Origin of the sequence: Variovorax guangxiensis (assembly GCF_003952165.1) — a bacterium.
GTDB lineage: Bacteria > Pseudomonadota > Gammaproteobacteria > Burkholderiales > Burkholderiaceae_C > Variovorax > Variovorax guangxiensis.
This window is the reverse complement of the sequence record NZ_RXFT01000001.1, coordinates 1-15,011: the sequence shown is the minus strand read 5'-3', so window position 1 is coordinate 15,011 and position 15,011 is coordinate 1. Positions and strand designations below refer to the sequence as shown.

Here is a 15,011-nt window from a genome sequence, read left to right as displayed (position 1 = left end):
TTGCCAGCGACAAAGGGCGTCAATGCTTGCGCCGCATCGGCGGAAGCTCCAGGTTCGTGAACGCACGCAGCACCCACTCGACCGGCCCGTAGACGAAGCGCCCCATCCACCACCGGCTCAGCACCAGTTGCACCGCGAAGATCGCGAAGGCGATGCCGGTGGCGGCCAGGGGGCCCATGGTGCCGATCCAGCGCAGCCCGTAGGCCAGGAAGAGCCATGCGCAGACCAGCGACTGCGTCAGGTAGTTGGTCAGCGCCATGCGGCCTGCCGGCGCGAGCATGGCTTCGAGCACCCGGCCGCGCGGCGACAGCATCAGCAGCACGAGGCCGGCCGCGTAGGCTGCCGTGAGGAATGGCGCGGTGAGCAGCGTGGCCGCGAGGCCGTAGAGCTCGCGCACCGGGTTGTCCAGCCGGATCGAAGGAAAGGCGTACACCGCCGCGCCCGGCAGCCCGATGACCAGCCCCCAGCGCAGCAGTCGCTCGAACAGCGGCCGGTACGCATCGGCATTGGCGAACAGCTCGCGCCGCCCCGCGATGAAGCCCGCGAAGAACATCGCCAGCGCCGTCGGCGCCTGCACCAGCCCGGTGATCCACCAGATCTGCGAGAGCTCGCGCAGGTGCTGCACGATCACCGTGAACGGCGTTCCGCGATACGCGGCCAGCGCCCTGGCGGCATCCGCATAGGCCGTGCGCGTGTCGTTCGGCACGCCCGCCTTCACCAGCAGGTAGCCGATGCCCGCCCACAGCAGCGAGGTGGCCAGCACCAGGAACACCGCGGCGCGCGCCATGAACAAGTCGCCGCGCCGCCGCAGCAGAAGCAGCACCGCGCCCAGCACCGCGTAGGTGGTGAGAATGTCGCCGTGGTACAGCACCACCGCATGCACCAGCCCCAGCACCCACAACCCCACCAGCCGCCGGCCCATGCGCGGCGCGAAAGACTTTCCGTTGCGCTCGGCCGACTGCATCTGCAGCGTGAAGCTGTAGCCGAAGAGGAAGGAAAACAGCAGGTAGAACTTAGTCTCGAACACCAGCGTGCGCACCAGCAGCGCCGCGCGTTCGAGCACCGACTGCGCCATCGGGTCTGGAATGCCCGCGCCGTAGTACGTGGAAGAAAAGCTCGCGATGTTCACGACGAGGATGCCCAGCAGCGCGAAGCCGCGCAGGGCGTCGACCAGCGACTGGCGCTCGCCGGGGGCGGTCTTCTCGCTGCCGCTCATGCCGGCACCCCCTCAGGCTCGCGGGGCCGTGCCGCCACGATCTCGCGGATGGCATCGACCAGCAGCCGCGCGCCCTCGCCGGGCTCGTCGCCGCGCCGCATGGTGAGCCCAACCGGCCCCTCGGTGCTGGAGGTGTCGATGGCCAGCCGCTTGAGTTCGCCGCGCTCGACCAGCCCTTCGACAGCCCCCTGCGGCGCGAACCACACCGCATCGGAGCGCCGCAGCAGCCCCAGCACGAAGCTGGTGTCGGTCGCCTCCACCATCCGCCCGGGCAGCGCCATGCCCTGCGCGATGAGAAAGGCGTCCGCCGTGTGCCGGATCAGCGTGCCCGACACCGGCAGCACCAGCGGATGGCCCGCCAGCGCGTCGAGTGGCGGCTTGCGGCGTGCCGCCAGCGGATGCCCGGGCCGCGCGACCAGCAGCAACGGCTCGCTGTAGAGCTGCTCGAAGGCCAGGTCGGCCATGGCCGAGGCCTGCGCGAGGCGGCCGAGCACGAGGTCGATCTCGCCCTGGCGCAGCTGCGTCATCAGCTGCGCGTTGGTGCCGCTCACCACGCGCACCCGCAGCGCCGGCTGCGAGGCGTGCAGCATGGCCACGGCCTCGGGCAGCAGGTTGGCCACCATGTTGGGCAGCGCGCCGACGGCCACGCGCAGCTGGTCGGCCTCGGGCTGGTCCATGGCCAGGCCCAGGCCCTCGCGCAGGCCGCGCAGCGCCGAGACGGCGTGGCGCACCAGCACCTCGGCGGCGGGCGTGAGCTCCACGCCGCGCCGGCGGCGCAGCAGCAGCTGGCGGCCGACGATCTCCTCCAGCTCGGCGACCGTCTTCGACACCGCCGGCTGCGTGAGCGACAGCGCCTTGGCCGCGCGCACCAGGTTGCGCTCCTGCGCCACCATCACGAGGCACTGCAGGTGGCGCATCTTCAGGCGCCCAAAGTTCATGGCTGACACGGTGTTTCCTTGGGAGAGTGGCCTCTTCAATATAACCAGCCGGAATAGCTGGCAGAAGAGCTTTCAGTTGTGCCGCCCCCGCCGGCCACCTAGAGTTGCCCTGGATAACGGAGACAAGACGACATGACCACCGGTTCGCCCAGCAACACCTTTCGCGGCACGCGCCGCCGCCTCGCCGCTGCCCTCGCAACCTGCGCAGCCCTCGCCTTCGGCGCCACCGCCACCACGAAGGCCCTGGCCGCCGACGCGCCCTACCCCGCCAAGGCGGTGCGGCTGCTCGTCAACTTCCCGGCGGGCGGGCCCATCGACATCCTCGCCCGCGCGCTGGCCGACGCGCTGCAGAAAGACCTGAAGCAGCCCTTCATCGTCGACAACCGCCCCGGCGCGGGCGGCAACATCGGCGCCGACCTGGTCGCCAAGAGCCCGGCCGACGGCTACACCGTGCTGCTGGGCATCGACAGCACCTTCACCATCAACCCGCACCTGTACGCCTCGATGCCCTTCGCGGCAAAAGACCTGAAGCCGCTGATGATCTTCAGCTCCTCGGGCCTGGCCTTCGGCGTGGCGCAGGGCGTGAAGGCGAAGACGCTGCCCGAGTTCATCGCCCAGGCCAAGGCCGAGCCCGCCACCTTCAGCTCGGCCGGCAACGGCAGCCCGGGCCACATCGCCGCCGAGATCTTCGCCAGCGACACGGGCGCCAAGATCACGCACGTGCCCTACAAGGGCAACGCGCCGGCCGTGCTGGCGCTGATGGGCGACGAGGTGCAGGCCGGCATCCTCGCCACGCCGGGCCTGCTGCCGCAGGTGCAGGCGGGCAAGCTGCGCGCCCTGGCCGTGACCGGCAAGCAACGCTCGCCGCTGCTGCCCCAGGGTGCCCACCGTGGGCGAACTGGGCCTGAAGGGCCTGGAATTCGAGGTGCTCTACGTCTCGATGCTGCCGGCCGGCACGCCCGAGCCTGTGGCGCAGACGCTGCGCGCCGCGCTGCAGAAGGCGATGGCGCTGCCCGAGATCAAGTCGCGCCTCGCCTCGCTCGACATGGTGCCGCTGGGAGAAACCGGCACCGTTGCCAGCGAGCACCTTGCCGCCAGCCAGGCGCGCTACGGCCGCATCGTGAAGGCCACCGGCATGAAGGTCGACTGAAACGGCAGACTGGCAAAGAGCAGCAGGAAGGGTAAGTCCGGTGAATGGTTGATTTGATCAATCGAGCGCGGCCTCTTCAGAATCGTCCGCAACTGCGGATCCCGCGGCCATACTCGATTGCCATCGATAGCCATCGCCTGAACGACGAAGACAAGGACCTGCCCACCATGCTGCCGACCCCATCCCTCTCCATCACCCGCCGCCTTGCCGGCATCCTGGCCATTGCCGGCATTGCGACGGCTTTCGCCACCAGCGCGGTGGCCGCCGAGGTCAAGTTCGACACGCCCCTGCGCATCGTCGTCGGCTACGCCCCCGGCGGCGCCACCGACCGCGTGGCGCGCATCGTGGGCGACAAGCTCACCACCCGCCTGGGCGTGCCCGTGGTGGTCGACAACAAGCCTGGCGCCGGCGGCCGCCTCGCGGCGCAGCAGGTGAAGGCCACGCCCGCCAGCCAGAACGTGCTGATGCTCGCCAACCCCGCCGTGATGATCGTGGCGCCGCTGGTCTTCAAGGACAACAACTACGACCCCGACCGCGACTTCGTGCCCGTGTCGTACGTCAACGACTACAACTTCGCGCTCGCCGTGTCGCCCACCCTGCCCGTGCGCGAGCTGAACCACCTGCTCGCCTGGATGCGCGCCAACCCCGCGCAGGCCAACGTGGGCGTGCCGGCCACCGGCAGCCTGCCGCACTTCTTCGGCCTCATGGTCGGCGAGAAGGCCAAGGTGCAGACCCAGGTGATCGGCTACCGCGGCTCGGCGCCCCTGCTGAACGACGTGATCGGCGGGCAGGTGCCCGTGGCCGTCGACACCGAAGACGTGGCCGTGCCGCAGCACACCGCGGGCAAGCTGCGCATCCTCGCCATTTCGGGCGCCAAGCGCTCGCCCTTCGTGCCCGACGTGCCCACCTTCAAGGAAGCCGGCCTCGACCTCGCGGCCACCGGCTGGAACACCTTCTTCGCGCCGGCCACCATGCCGAAGGAAAAGGTCGAGCGCCTCGCCGTCGTCATCCGCGAAGTCATGCAGGACCCGGACACCCAGCGCAAGTTCAAGGACTCGGGCATGACGCCCGTGGTGAGCACCCAGGCGCAGACCGCCGCGATGCTCAAGGCCTACCGCGCGCAGTGGGCGCCCGTGGTGCAGAAATCGGGCTACCAGCCTTGAACGACCCCCAGTCTTCGCGCACTTCGTGTCGCTTCGCCAACCCCCTTGCAGGGGGCAACACCGGCGGCCCGGCAAAGCCGGTTCCGCGGTGTTCCCCGAAAAGACCTCCTAGCCTCGAAGGCGCGATCAACTTATGACCAGACCCAACATCATCTTCATCGTCGCCGACGACCTCGGCTATGCCGACCTCGGCTGCTACGGCGGCCGCGACGCGGCGTTCGGCCCCGTCTCGCCAGTGCTCGACGGCCTGGCCGCCAACGGCCTGAAGCTCACCCAGGGCTACGCCAACTCGCCCGTGTGCTCGCCCACACGCTTCGGCATGATCACCGGCCGCTACCAGTACCGCCTGCGCGGCGCGGCCGAGGAGCCCATCAACAGCAGGAGCCGTGGCAGCACCACCCTGGGCCTGCCCACCGACCACCCCACCCTGCCTTCATTGCTGAAGGCCAGCGGCTACCAGACCGCCCTCATCGGCAAGTGGCACCTGGGCTACCCGCCCACCTTCGGCCCGCTGCGCTCGGGGTACGACGAGTTCTTCGGCCCCATGTCGGGCGGCGTCGACTACTTCACGCATTGCGACTCCACCGGCCGCCACGACCTGTGGTTCGGCGAGGAAGACAAGCAGGAAGAGGGCTACCTCACCGACGTCCTTTCGAAGCGCGCCGTCGACTACGTCGAGCGCATGGCAGCGCTTCAGAAAAAAGAGGAAGCCCCCTTCTTCCTGAGCCTGCACTACACCGCCCCCCACTGGCCGTGGGAAACCCGCGACGACGCGGCCAAGGCGCCGAACATCAAGGACAACCTGTTCGACCTGGCCGGCGGCAACATCAACGTGTACCGCCGCATGATCCATCACATGGACGAAGGCATCGGCTGGATCATGGACGCGCTGAAGAAGCACGGCATGGCCGACAACACCCTGGTCGTGTTCACCAGCGACAACGGCGGCGAACGCTTCTCCGACAACTGGCCGCTGGTCGGCGGCAAGATGGACCTGACCGAAGGCGGCATCCGCGTGCCATGGATCGCGCACTGGCCCGCCGTGATCGCCAAGGGCGGCGAGAGCACCCAGCTGTGCATGACCATGGACTGGTCGGCCACCATGCTCGACGCAGCCGGCGTGGCCGCGCACCCCGACTACCCGCTGGACGGCGTATCGCTGATGCCCGTGCTCAAGGACGCATCGAAGAGCTTCCGCCGGCCGCTGCACTGGCGCATGAACCATCGCGGACAGGAAGCGCTGCGCGATGGAGACTGGAAGTACCTGAAGGTGGACGGCAACGAGTACCTGTTCAACATTCCCGGGGATGAACGCGAGCGGGCGAATCTGGCGAAGAAGGAGCCGGAGCGGCTGGCTGCGATGCGGGCGGATTGGCAGGCCTGGAATGCGACGATGCCGGCGATTCCGGAGGATGCGACGGTGAGCCTGGGGTATTCGGTCAAGGACATGCCGCAGAGGTAAGAGAAAGCAGCGAGGGCTGGTATCGTAGAAAGCGCGCGCATACCGCCGCAAACGCAAGGCCCCAAGGCTTGCACCGGCAGACATGATCGAGCCGTCTTAAAGGGCGGATCTAAGCGCTTCAAAGTGCAATGGGTCTTGCACTTCGATGAGTGAGATCAGATCATCCACCGCAGCCTCGATGTCGCAGATTAGGTCGGTATTCGAGGCAATGCGTTCGATGTTGTTGGCGTGTGAGAAGTAGTGCAGAACCTTCAATATGCGCTTGGACTTCTCCAGGCCAAACAGCCTCTCGGCGCGTTGGTCCACCGTTCCGTTGACCGAATCAGGATATTTCGCGTAGGTGTAGAGCTCTACGAAGCGGCGTACCGCATTGGGAATGTGCATCAGCACCTTGTAGTCGGACTTGTCCGTGGCGTTCCTGAAATCATCTAACACCGAGAAGAGGAAGTGATATTCCGAGGAGTACTTGGCCATCGAATCCGGCATATTCCCGAAAGTCGATGCGGTTGGCGAGACTCGCTTGACCAAGTAATTTGAGGTCTTCTTCGCGCTCACCGGCAAATCGCGGAGAAGTCCGAAGAATTCGAAGTTGTGCGTGGAAAAAAAGACCTGCTGACACTTCGTCTTCCACTCTCCGCCCGACCCTCCTGCCTGCTCGAAAAAGATCTCACGAATGATTGCAGCAACCTGGAAGATGTGATTGCTGTCAAGGCTAGAGATCGGATCATCGATATAGACGATCGCCTTGTCGAAGTTCTTGAGTTCCTTGAGTTTGGTTAGGAAGAACGAGAAGGCAATGGCCGTCTTCTCGCCTTCGCTTAGATGCTTAGCGATGCTGCCGTCGCGTCGCACCAGTTGGAATCGCTCCTCGCCTGCAATCTTCAGCACCTTAATCTGCACGCTGTCCGATCCAAGAAGGTTCTCGATGCGCTGGTTAATTTCCTCGCGGCCTTTTTGCGATTGGCTGATCGTGGCCTCCAGATCGAGCCTCTGCTTTTCGACCGAGTCTCCACATGCTTTCAGCTTCTGCACTCGCGTGCCATATCGTTTTTGTTTCCCCGCACGTCTCTCCAGATCCTCGCGCTCATAAAAGGCTTGCGCATGATGAAGCTTGGCACGCTTGATCGCCTCGACCTTCTCCTGCTTGAAGTGCTGAGCCACTTGATTGTGTTCGCCGATCACCTTATCCAAAGCCACTCCTGCTTTGATCCAGGCATTAACTGCAGTCTCGTCAAGGGTCGCAAGCTCTCGGGCGGCGAAGGGCGCCGCGATTTTCTCTCGCACCTCTCCTTCCAACTCGGCTACGAGCTTGTCATGCGCTTCGCCCGCTGCCTGTGCAATGTCAGCTGCTGCCATATAGCGATCTCGAAACTGCGCATTCACCGTCAGCGCGCTCGCTGGAGCGAACGCCAGTTGGGCCTGGGAAACACGTGCGAGGAGCATTTCAAGCTTGTCCTTGAAGTCAGCCTGATCTTTTGAAAAGTGCTCGCGGAGTTCCTTCAACCGCTCTGCGCTCAGAGAGTTTCCGCAGAATTCGCAAATCTCCTTGTGCTTATGCAACGGAAGTCCGATCTCGATCCAACGCGCGACTGCGGTGTTTTGAGTGAGATATCCGATTACATGCAGCATCTCTGGCTTCTGCGTAAGCAGCTTACGGGCGTCGTTCCAGACGTCAGGCAACGAGCTTTCGGCGTCCAACTTGTCAATCGGCGGCAACGCGTCCTGCTCCGACGTTCGAGCAAGCTTCGTGTCAGCCTCGAGCTGCTCGTCGGTCAACTTGCAGTCCACGCCGATCGCGACGGTAGTCAGATCCCTCTCGAGCTGGGTCGCTGTGTAAATCTCGGTGAGCTGCAGGGCATCTTTGGTGGCCACCGCCGCCTTCTTCTTAAGGTCACCAAGGGCCTTCTCGGCCGCAGTCGCCTTGTTCTCCTGCTTTGCAATGGCTTGATTGATCCGTTTCCGCAGGTCGGTCAGTTCACCAATCTTCTTTTGAGCCTCCTCGGACTCAGCCCCCAGAAGCAGGATAGGACGCGCTGTGGAGCCCCCGAAGTTCAGGTTCTCATGAATGAAATCCGAGTTGAAGACACGCACAAGGTCGTCGCAGGTCTTGGCGTTGCCCTCGTTGACATACCCAGCGTCCGTGTCGACGACGAAGTTGTAGCCGCCAAGATCCGGCGGATAGTCGCCGTGCTCCAAGTGGGAAAACACGCGCGAGAGGGTCGTCTTTCCCGAGTAGTTCCAACCGTAGATGATGTTTTTGACGCCGAATTCAGCCGTCCCGGCGGGGGGAGCGTAATCGCTAAATACCCCCAGCCCCTTAATCCTCTTGATGCTCTTGAGCACTTCATGGCCTCCATGTTGGTAAGGGGCGGCACGCTTAGTAGTCTCTTGGCCCCAGGACGTTCCATTGCGCTCCCCGGCTCAACAGGAACGCCGTAGCGGCTACGCTCGTCGCGGTCTAGTGCATCTTTCGACCGTCGTACTTCTTTGCTCTTCTCTTGCAGCCTTCTGCTGACTGCAATCACACAGCATCCAGCAGCGACAAGAACTTCACCTCTGAGAGCTGTCGAAACCCCTCAGGCATGGGATGCAATTCGGTGGCCCATTGATCCTTCGCAAAGTACCCGTCGTCTTACGCTCAACTGCTTTCCCAATCCGGGCTCTACCGCCTGCACAGACTTCTTGATTAAGGGGTCAAGCGCGGTGTCGTTGGCACGCCAGAAATCGATACCCTGAATCCACGTTGGGTAAGGTTTTCGAAAGCTTTCGATAGGTTGACTTTGCTGAAAAACGGCAAGTTCTGCTTGAGCGTCGCACTGCCCTCGCCCAAGATAAGGAAAACAATCTCATAGTCGGCACTCCTGAGGGTGTCCAAGGGCACGAGATCACCTGCGGCCGGATTTACCCTGCGCAGCACCGTTCGCGCCTTTTTGCGGAACGCCTTGTCACCAAGCATGATTTCAGCGGCCACTCCGCCCTGAGCAAAGAGATGGCTCAGTCCGGCCGATCCGCCCTTGCGATGCTTTACGTGCACCAATTGCTTAGCAGGAGTAAGGAGGTCGCAGAGTTCTATGGGCGATGTGGATCGGTCGGTCTTGACGAGCTTCTTGTCCAGCAGGAAATATCCATGCGCCGCGGCCGCTCGAATGTTGTAATCGCCCTCGGATTCAATTTTCGATTTACCCCCCTCGTCCCACACTTCAACTGCTGGGAATGTAAGGGTGGATATCTGGACCAAGTTCAATATCTCGGCAATGCGGCCAATGAATGTTGCATCAACTTCGTACCATTTTCCATCGAAGATGATCTTCGTTTTGTCGCCGTCGACGATCTCGAAGTAGATGCAGCGATACACAGGGTATTCGGTAATGTTGCCATCGACGTCGTGAACAAAAAGCCGGTCGCGCTTCAAGCCCTCGATGGTTAGACGCGCCAAATCAGGAATGGTGCCGAAGTAGTCGGCAGAATCGATGACGGGACGCACACCGTCCTTATTCCGTGTAAAGCTAAAGCCGAGGATCGTGTCCCATGCGCCGATCTCCGGCAGCGTGACCATGATTCCAGGATTACGCGCAGATACAGCTTGGACCAACTTCGCGTTCAGCGCATCAATCGAGACGTCGTCCTTGACCCTGCGGACGTTGTCCACCCACGAGAAGGACGTCTTGTAGTCGTCATTGGTGTAGTAGCCTTTGACGCGGCGGGCCAATGTCGGGAAATCCGCAGCTTCCATGTCGGCACCAAAAGAGAACATCGCGTCTCCACCGGCGATGTGCGTAAGGCCAACTCCGCGCTTGGGGACACCCGTCACGGCGCGAAGAACGTCCCGTAGGATGTCGATGCCGAACACCCCTACCTCCGAATCGCGAGCAGCCTGAGATTTCTTCTGAACAGGCTGGTCTTCTAGGGTATGCAAATCGACGCTGCGCAGTGACTTGTCGTCGAGCGTGTTGAGCGCCGTGCGGAGGCCAAAGTCCTGAACAAAAAGCGACTGCTCGATTAGATACCGGCCATAGCCAAAGACAAAGGCAAAGATGTCGCCGTCCACTCGAAGCAGTAGCACCGCAGCACTCGATTGATTTGCGAGGCCCAGTATGACGCGGCCCGCTACCTCGTCGAGCACAGAACCCCAACTAGGCCTCTTCTCCGCGCTTCTCCTCACGTAAAGGGTTCCGTCGATATCCAAGGCATCTGCCATTGGGTAAGTGTCCACCGGCGCGTCAGCGAGCAGGTCCTCAAAACGTTGTCCGTCACTTAAGGGCTTTGCCATAAAAATATTCAGGCGGCGGTAGCTCTTTGCCATCTCATTTTCCTAAACTGGTGCACTGTCGACCGACAGCCAAGAATTTTCTTGGCCTAGTGAACTGCCTGCTGCGCCACCAAAGAGATAGTCACGGCAAATCATTTGAAATCTCAATGGGTCGCGCCCCTCAATCAACCGCGTAGTCACCAGGAGACGCAGCCGTCGCATTCGGTGCCAACCGAAATACGCATTCCACATACGGCCGAACCTCCATCCACTCCGCTTGACGGTCATAAAACTGCGCAAGCACTCTTCCTACGTCCACCGCGCTTGGTGCGCCGGAAGCCCAGTGAACTGAGAACGCAGCACGAACGTCCGCGGTGGAGTGCTTGTCTGCATCTTGGCGACCATAAGCGTGAAACTCTCTGATGGCGCCTGGCGCCGCATAGTCGCTAGCAGCGCCCGGGCACTTGGCCCCCTTCGTCACTTGTTCCCGCTCGACATGCGCTCGAGAGAACGAATCCTGAGTGGTATGTAGGAGGCTTCCGAACGCGACCGCACCCAGATAGGAAGGTTTGCGGATATTGGGGTTGCCGAGTGCAAACAGGTCCTGCACACTCCATCCGTTCATACCAAAGACGTCGCGAATACCCGCCACGTCTTGATTCGCAACGATGCCGTTTGCGGGGATTTTTCTGGTCGCAACCTTCCACGTGAATTCGGCCCACATCATGATTCGCCCGTAGGTGACGTCCGGCGGCTCACCATCGACCGATCCCATCGCGTGAAGGAACTGCATGTCCCCAAAGTGGGAGCGCACAAGCAATGGCGCCGTCTTGGCGTTCAGCACTTCGCCACGAGCCGCTCTTGTCTTGCCGTCGTAGAACACCCGTGCCCAGCATTCGGGCTGGACGACGAGGCGCACTGTGTCTCCGGCCTTGCATCCCCTGTACTTTCCGAACGAAGACTCGAACCGGAATGGCGGGTCATCGTTCCAGCGCACTCCGGCAAGCACATAGGCCTGTGCTGGGTCCCAGTCGGGGTCAGCGCAAATGTCAGCGTCTCCATCGCAATCCAATGATCGGTTTGCGATTTCTTCATGGACAGGGCTACCGAATTTTCGAACGCCCAAGTCCGTCAGCTTGCTGAGCAACCTGTCCCCTGTTGGTTGCCCTTTCTGCGCAAGTTTCTTTTCGAACGAAGTCCCGTCTGGAGACAGCTCGAAAGCTAAGGTCGTCCACGGCATCAACATGAACGCCACTGCGGCAGCAGTTGTCGCACTCCAATGCATCTTCTCGCCTCCGTAAGCTTTGCGCTTCTCCGTCTTGCCCGCGCTGATCTTCACCAAACGGCGTCCAGTGCTGGCAAGAACTTCCGCTCTGTCAGCCGCCGAAATCCTTCGGGAGTGGGGTGCAGTTCGTTGGCCCACTGATGCACCGTCAATGTGCCTGTCGTCTTCAGCGCGACGATCTTTCCCAAACCGGGTTCCGCCGCCAACGCGTCCTGTGCCTTGCCGAAGGCAGTCACCAAGTCTGCGAATAGATCCTTGCGCAGCGAGACAGGAACGCTGCATTTCTCCATCGGCACCTTGAGCCAGTCGGCAGGCCCAAAAACGCCCTCTCCCGTGGCGTATGCGTCGTCATAGTTGTGAAGCACGACCACGGCGGTCGGGTTGTAGGTCCTGAAGATTTTGATGAGCCTTCGGTAGTGCCCGATGATCTTTTCCAGCGCCTTCGATGGCTGGTCATCGGCGTAGCACGCTGGAACTGACTGGCAGGCCGAACAGTTGGCCTTGATCAGCTTCGGGAAGTTCGTCTGGCCCACGATGTCGTTCCCGCCACCGCTAAGCAGGAGCGCCTTCACGAGAGGGCCTCTCGCGTACATGTCGAAGGTGGTCTTGATGGAGTCGGCGTACTTGCCCTTCCATTCCGACGCCTCGGAGCCGTTGTAGCCCGCCACGACGATCGACTGCAGCGGTCGGCTCCCGGCGATCTCGCCGAGCAGGTTGTCGAACGGATACCAGAACCAGGAGTCGCCCACAGCCAACGTTGTGGGCGATGCGCCTCTCATCAGGGCATCTTGGTGCCCGTAGAACAAGTTTGGGATCGGCATAGGAACCCTCCTCAGCCCGACATTAGCGGAGAGGAAAGTTCTAGTGCATCCCGCTTTTGTGGGATGCCGGGCTGTCAGCCGATCCCGGCCTGCCCTCCCCTATCCCCACTACTCACCTCCAACAACATCTCCGCCTCCCGAGCCAGATCAGAAGCAATCCAGAGCATGTTGTCCCGATGCTTCTCCCCCGCCTCCTCGAACCACCCGTTGCCGTCGCCATAACAGCACCACAGCAGCGAGTTCAGCTGCGCCAGTTTGATTTCGAGTAGTTCCCTTGCCTCGTCGGGCGTCGGGGTGGGCGCCGTGGGCTTGGTGGTGGTGCCGCGCGTGGTGCTGTTGCTGTTGCTGCTGCCGCTGCGGCGGGAAGATTTGGGCGTGGGACGCCCGGCCATAATTCGGGTAGCCATTTGGTGTGCTCGCTTTTCGAGGTTATGCACGTCATGTGGTCAGACGGTCAGGGTGTTTGCGCGCCCTGGCCGTCGCCTTTTGTGCCTCACGTTCGCACCAGTGCACCGAGGAGCACCGGCAACCCGCCGTGAGGCAGGCGGTTCATCAGTTCACTTGGTCAGCCGTTGGGGGGAGCTCCTTTCACGATCGGTGGTCGTCGCCCACAAGGAGGGGCGTTTTGCGACAGGGGCATTCACTTTAGAGAAGCGAAGCCGCGCAAGAGAAAAGATTTCGTCGAGGATTTCTCGAATCGGCGGGATATCTGCCGGGGCGCTGCGGCGGGACACAAAGCTCTGACAGTTGGAGGCTGAAGGCAGTCTCGTTCGTTGGTCAACGCGGCCCTGAATCACTATCGTCGCGAGCATGCGCAAACTGGAATGGATTGAAGTGCCCGGCGCGTCGCTTGCGGTCGAGCACCAGGCAGACGATGGCGCCACCGGCATGCCTGTTCTTTTTCTGCACGCCAACGTCGCGGACCGGCGCACGTGGCACGGTAAATGGAGCGCGCTGACGTCGGCGCACCCGGTGGCGAGCTACGACCGACGGGGCTTCGGCGATTCGCGCACGCTGCACCCGACGCCTCATTCCAACGTGGCCGATCTCTGGGCGGTGATGGATTCGCTGGGCTACGACAAGGCTGTGCTGGTCGGCTGCTCACTGGGAGGCCGAGTTGCCATCGATGCGACGTTGGCCCGGCCCGACCGGGTAAGCGGACTCGTTGTTGTTGCGCCGGGCGTGCGCGGCGCACCCGCCCCGCAGCATGGCGAGCCGGTGAAATCGATCATGGATGCGATCAGCGCTGCCGAGGCGCTGGGCGACCTGGATGCGAAGAACGAGCTTCGGGCGCGCCTGTGGCTGGACGGCCCCTTGAGCCCGGCAGGCCGAGTGGGAGGCGACGCGCGCCAGCTCTTCCTGTCGATGAACGGCAAGGCCTTGCGAGCCGCCCACCCTGGTGCGGCAACCGAGGAGCCTTCAGCATGGGAGCGCGTAGAGGCCATCCGGGCGCCTACGCTCGTGCTGTGGGGCGATCTCGACCTGCCGCTGCTGCAGGAGCGATGCAGCGTGCTGGCGCAACGCATACCCGGGGCAGAAAGCTTCGTGCTTCAGGGCACCGCGCATCTGCCTGCGCTCGAGGCGCCGCAGCGGTTCAACTCGGTGCTGGGGCGGTATCTCGACCGCTTGTGAAAGTAGCGTGAACGCGCTCAATGGGTGCGGCTGGCTCGTCAGCCAGTGAACATTCGACACCAACACTCGAGCGCAGATAGAGGCCCCACCGCCGCTGCGCGCATTCGTTCACGAATCCGCTGAAGCATTCGGCGGCGTCGAATGAAAGACGCCGCGCACTTGGATACTCCGACGAAACACGCCGCCGATCAGAGCGGCACTGATTTCAGGGAGGATCCATGTCCATCTTCGATGGCACGCGCCGGCATGTTCGCCCGGCGCCGTGCGTCTCTGCGTCTTCGGCGGTGCGATGACGCGCCGGGTTTCCATTCAGACCCCGATGGGGGAAGCGCTGCAATTCCACCGGCTCACCGGCCGCGAGGCGCTGAGCCAGCTCCATGACTTCGATGTGGACCTGCTGGGCACCAGCAACAGCGTCGATCCGAAGATGCTGCTCGGCAAGACCGCCACCGTGGCGGTGAAAGCGGAGAGTGGTGACACGCGCCCCCTGGGCGGTGTCATCGCATCCTTCGGCCCGACCGGAGAGGACGCCCGGCACAGCTTCTACCGGATGAAGCTGCGCCCATGGCTGTGGCTTGCGACGCGGCGGAGCGACTTCCACATCTTCCAGGGCAGGACCGTTCCGGACATCGTCTCCGATGTGCTCGAAGGCTATGGCTACCCCATGGAGAGGCGACTGGCCCGCGAGTACCGCGTGTGGGACTACTGCGTGCAGTACGACGAGAGTGACTTCTCCTTCGTCTCGCGGCTGTGCGAGATGGAGAGCATCGAAGCCCACCTGACCGACTTGGCTTGAGCAAGGGAAACACCCGCATGTCCAGACTGATATCTGCAACCTACCACCCCAACATCGAAGTCGCCGAATTCATCTGCGAGGACGGCCGTCACCTGCTGCGCTCGGGCGGAACGCTGCCATGGCGCATCAACAATCCCGGCGACCTGACCGCCAGGAAAGTCGATGGCGTGCCAGCGCCCAGGAAAGCAAAGGGCTACATCGGATTCGCCACCACCCGATCGGGCAGGACCTTCCTGATCTTTCCCGACGAAGACGCGGGGCGAGAGGAACTGAAGGCGAACCTGAAGCGCCTGCATGGT

Annotated in this window: 11 protein-coding genes and 2 pseudogenes; 6 read left to right on the top strand and 7 right to left on the bottom strand. The window is 62.8% G+C overall.

Annotated features, from left to right (window positions below):
• Positions 1–19: 19 nt before the first annotated feature.
• Entirely contained in the window at positions 20–1,216 is a 1,197-nt protein-coding gene (locus tag EJP67_RS00070) for a DUF418 domain-containing protein (protein WP_126018148.1), read from the bottom strand.
• Entirely contained in the window at positions 1,213–2,154 is a 942-nt protein-coding gene (gene pcaQ / locus EJP67_RS00065; RefSeq protein WP_126020313.1) for a pca operon transcription factor PcaQ, read from the bottom strand. The genes EJP67_RS00070 and pcaQ overlap by 4 nt, the downstream gene beginning before the upstream one ends.
• Positions 2,155–2,286: 132 nt before the next feature.
• Here pcaQ and EJP67_RS00060 point away from each other — a divergent pair, with 132 nt between their 5' ends.
• The 3 genes from EJP67_RS00060 to EJP67_RS00045 all read left to right on the top strand — a co-directional run bounded on the left by EJP67_RS00060 (position 2,287) and on the right by EJP67_RS00045 (position 5,929).
• Complete coding sequence (locus EJP67_RS00060; RefSeq protein WP_476718469.1) at positions 2,287–3,339, top strand: tripartite tricarboxylate transporter substrate binding protein; 1,053 nt, start codon at positions 2,287–2,289, stop codon at positions 3,337–3,339.
• Positions 3,340–3,471: 132 nt separating this feature from the next.
• On the top strand, positions 3,472–4,467 hold the full coding sequence (locus tag EJP67_RS00055) for a Bug family tripartite tricarboxylate transporter substrate binding protein (RefSeq protein WP_184636422.1): 996 nt from the start codon (positions 3,472–3,474) through the stop codon (positions 4,465–4,467).
• 133 nt (positions 4,468–4,600) lie between these two features.
• Positions 4,601–5,929 carry a sulfatase family protein gene (locus EJP67_RS00045; protein WP_126018145.1) on the top strand — a complete coding sequence of 443 codons (1,329 nt, stop codon included), beginning with the start codon at positions 4,601–4,603 and terminating at the stop codon, positions 5,927–5,929.
• A 96-nt stretch (positions 5,930–6,025) separates the two neighbouring features.
• On the opposite strand, the gene EJP67_RS00040 is transcribed toward EJP67_RS00045, so the two are convergent.
• From EJP67_RS00040 to EJP67_RS00020, 5 genes are all read right to left on the bottom strand, one after another.
• On the bottom strand, positions 6,026–8,272 hold the full coding sequence (locus EJP67_RS00040) for an AAA family ATPase (protein ID WP_126018142.1): 2,247 nt from the start codon (positions 8,270–8,272) through the stop codon (positions 6,026–6,028).
• 343 nt (positions 8,273–8,615) lie between these two features.
• Entirely contained in the window at positions 8,616–10,232 is a 1,617-nt protein-coding gene (locus EJP67_RS00035) for a TIGR04141 family sporadically distributed protein (protein ID WP_126018141.1), read from the bottom strand.
• 127 nt (positions 10,233–10,359) lie between these two features.
• Complete coding sequence (locus EJP67_RS00030) at positions 10,360–11,520, bottom strand: hypothetical protein (protein ID WP_126018138.1); 1,161 nt, start codon at positions 11,518–11,520, stop codon at positions 10,360–10,362.
• Positions 11,514–12,284, bottom strand: a complete 771-nt coding sequence (locus EJP67_RS00025) for a hypothetical protein (RefSeq protein ID WP_126018135.1) — start codon at positions 12,282–12,284, stop codon at positions 11,514–11,516. The genes EJP67_RS00030 and EJP67_RS00025 overlap by 7 nt, the downstream gene beginning before the upstream one ends.
• A 74-nt stretch (positions 12,285–12,358) precedes the next feature.
• A complete protein-coding gene (locus tag EJP67_RS00020; protein ID WP_126018131.1) occupies positions 12,359–12,691 on the bottom strand; it encodes a hypothetical protein in 333 nt (110 codons plus the stop codon).
• Positions 12,692–13,094: 403 nt separating this feature from the next.
• Between EJP67_RS00020 and EJP67_RS00015 the strand changes: the two genes are divergently transcribed.
• The 3 genes and pseudogenes from EJP67_RS00015 to EJP67_RS00005 all read left to right on the top strand — a co-directional run.
• Positions 13,095–13,916, top strand: a complete 822-nt coding sequence (locus EJP67_RS00015) for an alpha/beta fold hydrolase (RefSeq protein WP_240650450.1) — start codon at positions 13,095–13,097, stop codon at positions 13,914–13,916.
• Between the two features lie 289 nt (positions 13,917–14,205).
• Positions 14,206–14,685, top strand: a pseudogene (locus tag EJP67_RS00010) (type VI secretion system Vgr family protein); the annotation flags it as partial.
• A gap of 44 nt (positions 14,686–14,729) precedes the next feature.
• Positions 14,730–15,011, top strand: a pseudogene (locus EJP67_RS00005) (LysM peptidoglycan-binding domain-containing protein); the annotation flags it as partial.